The organism is Muriicola sp. (genome assembly GCF_041567615.1).
Lineage (GTDB): Bacteria > Bacteroidota > Bacteroidia > Flavobacteriales > Flavobacteriaceae > Muriicola.
Map to the genome: position 1 here is coordinate 1 of NZ_JBFGBM010000194.1, position 4,599 is coordinate 4,599.

3 protein-coding genes are annotated in these 4,599 nt (G+C 46.1%); all 3 read right to left on the reverse strand.

The genetic code is table 11. The annotated features are described in order from the left end of the window. Positions 1–2,230, reverse strand: a 2,230-nt coding sequence (locus ABYP73_RS11575; protein ID WP_372974430.1) for a glycoside hydrolase family 65 protein, incomplete at its 3' end; no start/stop codon positions are given. 3 nt (positions 2,231–2,233) lie between these two features. Beyond that, the gene (gene pgmB, locus ABYP73_RS11580; RefSeq protein ID WP_372974431.1) at positions 2,234–2,890 is read right to left on the reverse strand and encodes a beta-phosphoglucomutase; all 657 of its coding nucleotides are present in this window, start codon (positions 2,888–2,890) and stop codon (positions 2,234–2,236) included. Positions 2,891–3,070: 180 nt separating this feature from the next. Beyond that, positions 3,071–4,105 (reverse strand): LacI family DNA-binding transcriptional regulator, encoded by a 1,035-nt coding sequence (locus ABYP73_RS11585; protein ID WP_372974432.1) that lies wholly within the window; start codon positions 4,103–4,105, stop codon positions 3,071–3,073. Positions 4,106–4,599 lie beyond the last annotated feature (494 nt).

Consider the following 4,599-nt stretch of genomic DNA (forward strand, 5'->3'; position numbering starts at 1 on the left):
CCAGCTCAAAATGGGCTCCGTTCTTATCGATTAGCACCTTGAGTATCCTGTCCCTGAAATTTATCTTAAAGGAATAAGACTCCCACTCTTCCGGGATCCTTGGGCGGAAAGACAACTTATCGTTCCGAATCCTCATACCTCCAAATCCTTCAACGATGCTCATCCACGTACCGGCCATGGAAGTGATATGAAGTCCTTCTTCCACCTCTTTGTTGTAATCGTCCAGATCCAGACGGGAGGTTCGCAGGTAAAACTGATACGCTTGCTGCATACGATCCAGTTTGGCGGCTTGTATACTGTGGACACAAGGCGAAAGAGATGATTCGTGAACGGTAAAGGGTTCGTAAAAATCAAAATGCTTTTCGAGATCCTCTATAGAAAAGTGATCCTCAAAGAAATAAAACCCCTGAAGGACATCGGCCTGCTTGATGTAGGGGGATCTGAGGATCCTGTCCCAGCTCCATTTCTGGTTGATAGGCCTTTGGGATTTGGGCAGATCTGCCACGGTCACCAGTTCCTTGTCGAGGAAGCCATCCTGCTGGAGATAGATCCCGAGTTCTTCTGAAAACGGAAAGTACATATGGTCTGCTACTTTCTTCCACTCCTCGGTTTCGGTCTTTTTCAGTTTGGTATACCCGGTGATCCGTTCGTAGTCTTCCTTATAGCCTGTCTTGACTTTTTCGAGTTGTTCCAGCGTATAATGAATACACCAGCGGGCAATATAGTTGGTATACCAGTTGTTGCTGACGTTGTTCTCGTATTCATTGGGCCCGGTGACCCCGAGGATCACATATTTGTTCTTCTGTTTGGAGAAGGTGGCCCGCTGGTGCCAGAACCTGGCGATCCCAATCAGGACTTCAAGTCCCATTTCAGGGATATAGGAATAATCACCGGTGTATCGGTAGTAATTATAGATCGCAAAGGCGATGGCTCCGTTTCGGTGGATCTCTTCAAAGGTGATCTCCCACTCGTTGTGACACTCCTCCCCGTTCATGGTTACCATGGGATAAAGGGCCGCCCCGTTGTTGAAGCCCAGCTTCCTCGCGTTCTCAATGGCCTTTTCCAGATGGTTGTACCGGTATTTGAGCAGGTTCCTGGCCACGTGATGGTCCTTTGTAGCCATATAGAAAGGGATACAATAGGCTTCTGTGTCCCAGTAGGTGCTCCCCCCGTATTTTTCCCCCGTAAATCCTTTGGGGCCGATGTTTAGCCTGGAATCTTTTCCCGTATAGGTCTGGTTCAGTTGGAAGATGTTGAATCGGATCCCCTGTTGGGCCCTGGTATCTCCCCCTATGGTGATATCACTCATTTCCCATATACCTGCCCAGGATTTTTTCTGTGCTTCCAGAAGCCCGTCAAACCCTTTTTGCCTGGCCTTATCGAGTACTTTTTTGGCAGCTCCGACCAGGTCTCCATTCTTGTGATTTCGGGAGACGGTGTATCCTCCGAACTTGTAAAAGGTAACCGTGGAGTCTTTATCGACCTTTTGCTCATAACCGTGCCCTACCCAAAGTTCCTTTTCTTCAGTACCCATGGGTTTACTCTGGGTCTTCCCCTGGTATTCCAGGTGGCATTCCATAAAGGTACAGGTCTCAAAATGGGTCTTCATGGTATGCGCCTCTATAAAGGCCTGGTTCCCCTCGGAGGAAACCCCGGTAGTATTCCAGAACTTGTCGTCCCAGTTGCTGTCTTCATTGGTGATCCCACTGTCGAGATAGGGCGAGAAAGTGATGGTGAGATCATCTCCTTTGGGAGTGACCTCATACCGGATAGCCCCCAACTCATCCAGATCCAGGCTCAGGAAACGGGTAACCTTTACCTCGATGGTCTTTTCGTTCTTGAGCGTGGCCGTAAAGCTGCGCTGGTACCAACCCTCCTTCATATTCAGTTCCCTGCGGAAATTCTCCACGCGGGAACAGGTATTAAGGTCGAGCGGCTCTCCGTCTACCAGGACGTGGATCCCGATCCAGCTTGGGGCATTGATAACCTTAGCAAAATACTCGGGATAGCCATTCTTCCACCAGCCTACCTTGGTCTTATCGGGATAGTAAACCCCACCTATATAGCTTCCCTGGAATGTTGGACCTGTGTATTGTTCCTCAAAATTTGCCCTTTGACCCATAGCCCCGTTTCCAAGGCTGAAAATACTCTCTGAGGATTTCACATTTTCCCTGTCAAATCCTTCTTCTATGATTGACCAGTCGTCTGGCACGATATAATCCTGATTCATATCTTATAATTCTGCTAGTTCTTTTATAAAGTCGAGGTCGATCTCAGTAAAATCCTTAAAAACATACCTGGCATCCGAGAGCACATCCTTATCCCCTATGCCAACACTGGTCATACCGGCGATATTGGCAGCTTCGATTCCCGCGATAGCATCCTCAAAGACGATACATTGCTCAGGCGGAAGCTTCAGGTCTCTCGCAGCGATCAAAAAAACCTCCGGGTCGGGTTTAGCCTTACTTACCTGAGTCCCGTCTACAATGGTGTTAAAATAAGGAATAAGTCCCACTTTTTTCAATATGGGCCGGGCATTTTTACTGGCTGATCCCAATCCCATGGGGATCTTGTGTTCTTTCAGGAAATTGAGAACCTTCGGAACGTCCGTCAGCACTTCATCTTCCGTCATTTTGTCTATATAACCCAGGTAATCCTCATTTTTCTCTGCCAGCCAGGCATCGAATTGCGCTTGCGGTACTTTCATGTTTCCCCATTCAAGTAGGATCTCCAGGCATCTCTTTCGGCTTACTCCCTTGAATTGTTCATTCTGTTCTTTGGTAAAAGGAATCCCCAGTTCATCCGCCAGGTGTTTCCAGGCCAAGTAATGGTATTTGGCAGTATCGACGATTACCCCGTCCAGGTCAAAAATAAATCCTTTGTTATGCATTGAGGAACACCTTTTTAATTATAAAAACCCATTATCCCACGGAACAGTAAAAATGCCTGAGTCAATCCGCGGCCAATATACAAAGATGTCTGTATTCTGAAAGGGGTGTTGTAGGATTCCGAAAATATAATGAGTCATACTTACTGCAGGCATAAGCGTTAGAAAAAGGGGGAATGGGAACTAATTAACCGTGCCAAGAGTAGATTCACGTTCTACGAGCGTTGCGCTTATGATCTTTGTCTCATAACTCTCCTCCTCCTGTTCGTGATCATTTTCTACCTTTTCGATAAGCATCCTGGCAGCGGTTTCACCCATGAGTTCCCCGTGCTGGTCTACGGAGCTTAAAGTGGGAGTAGACAGGCGGGAAAGGATTCCGTCCGTAAATCCGATAAAGGCGACATCCTCGGGAACGCGTTTTCCCAATCTCTGCACAATCCCCATGGATTTTACAGCAAAGATCTCATTGACACAGAGAACGGCATCCATCGACCTCTCTCTGAAGAAGGCCTCGCTCTTTTTATCGTCCTCCTTCTGATAAGGCAACTGCAGGACCAGATCTGGTTGAACCGGCAGGCCATGCTCCCTCAATGCCCTGTAATACCCTTCGGTTCTTTTTGCACTGACATTCAAATAACCTTCCGTGGTTACCAGGGCGATCTCCCTGCGTCCTGAAGCAATGAGTTTTTTTACGGCCAGGTACGCGGCTTCTTCATCGTTTATGATCACCTTATCACAGTGGATCTCGTCCGTGACCCGGTCGAACAAGACCAACGGAATGCCCTGTTCGGTCACTTCCTTCAGGTGATTGTAATCATTCTTTAGCTGGGTCTCCCCGGCTAGAGCCATGATAAATCCGTCTATACTGCCATTGGCGAGCATTTCCATATTGATCACCTCCTTGTCAAATGACTCGTCTGAGACGCAGACGATGACATTGTAGCCTTTTGCATTGGCATATTTCTCGATTCCCCTGAATACGGTAGTAAAGAAATGGTGGACAATATCCGGGATGATAACCCCAATATTCTTGGTCTTTTTATTCTTGAGGCTTATAGCGATATTGTTCGGCCGGTAGTTGTAAAGCCTGGCAAAAGCCTGTATTTTCTCTTTGGTATCCTGCCCTATTTCTTCACTGTTCTTGAGCGCTTTTGAAACTGTGGATATGGAAACATCGAGTTCCCTGGCAATGTGCTTTAAGGTGATTTTGCGTTTCAATGGGAATTCTTGTCAATTAGACTCAACCATTAAAGGTACATAAAGCGGTGTTAAAAAATTTGTTTTTTTAACACTTTTAGGACTGGCGAAGGTTCGGGAAAATCAATAATTTTCGGAGGTCGCATTGAAAAATTGTTATATTTGTTTCGAATTCGATAATAAAAACACCCCATAAATAGAGTATAATCGGAACATGGATACTTAAATTATTAAATTTCCATGTTTTAAAAAGTTATTAACACGAAACCGTTTTCGTAAGCGGCCGTGGCCCGTGTTTGCCAATATTAACATTTTTTTTATATATGTTTAACGCTTGAATTAAATTAACTCAACTGAAAATTAACGCTTTATGAAGATTACACTACTAAAAGGTCTTATGCTGGTTGGAGCGATCTTGAGCTTCGGATTGGTTAAGGCGCAAGACGTATCAGGTACTGTTTCTGATGCCAATGGACCTCTTCCAGGGGCCAGTGTTGTAGTTCAGGGGACTACGA

Excerpts from the sequence above, each read along its gene's own strand:
- pgmB (WP_372974431.1), bottom strand. The coding sequence starts at position 2,890 with ATGCATAACAAAGGATTTATTTTTGACCTGGACGGGGTAATCGTCGAT.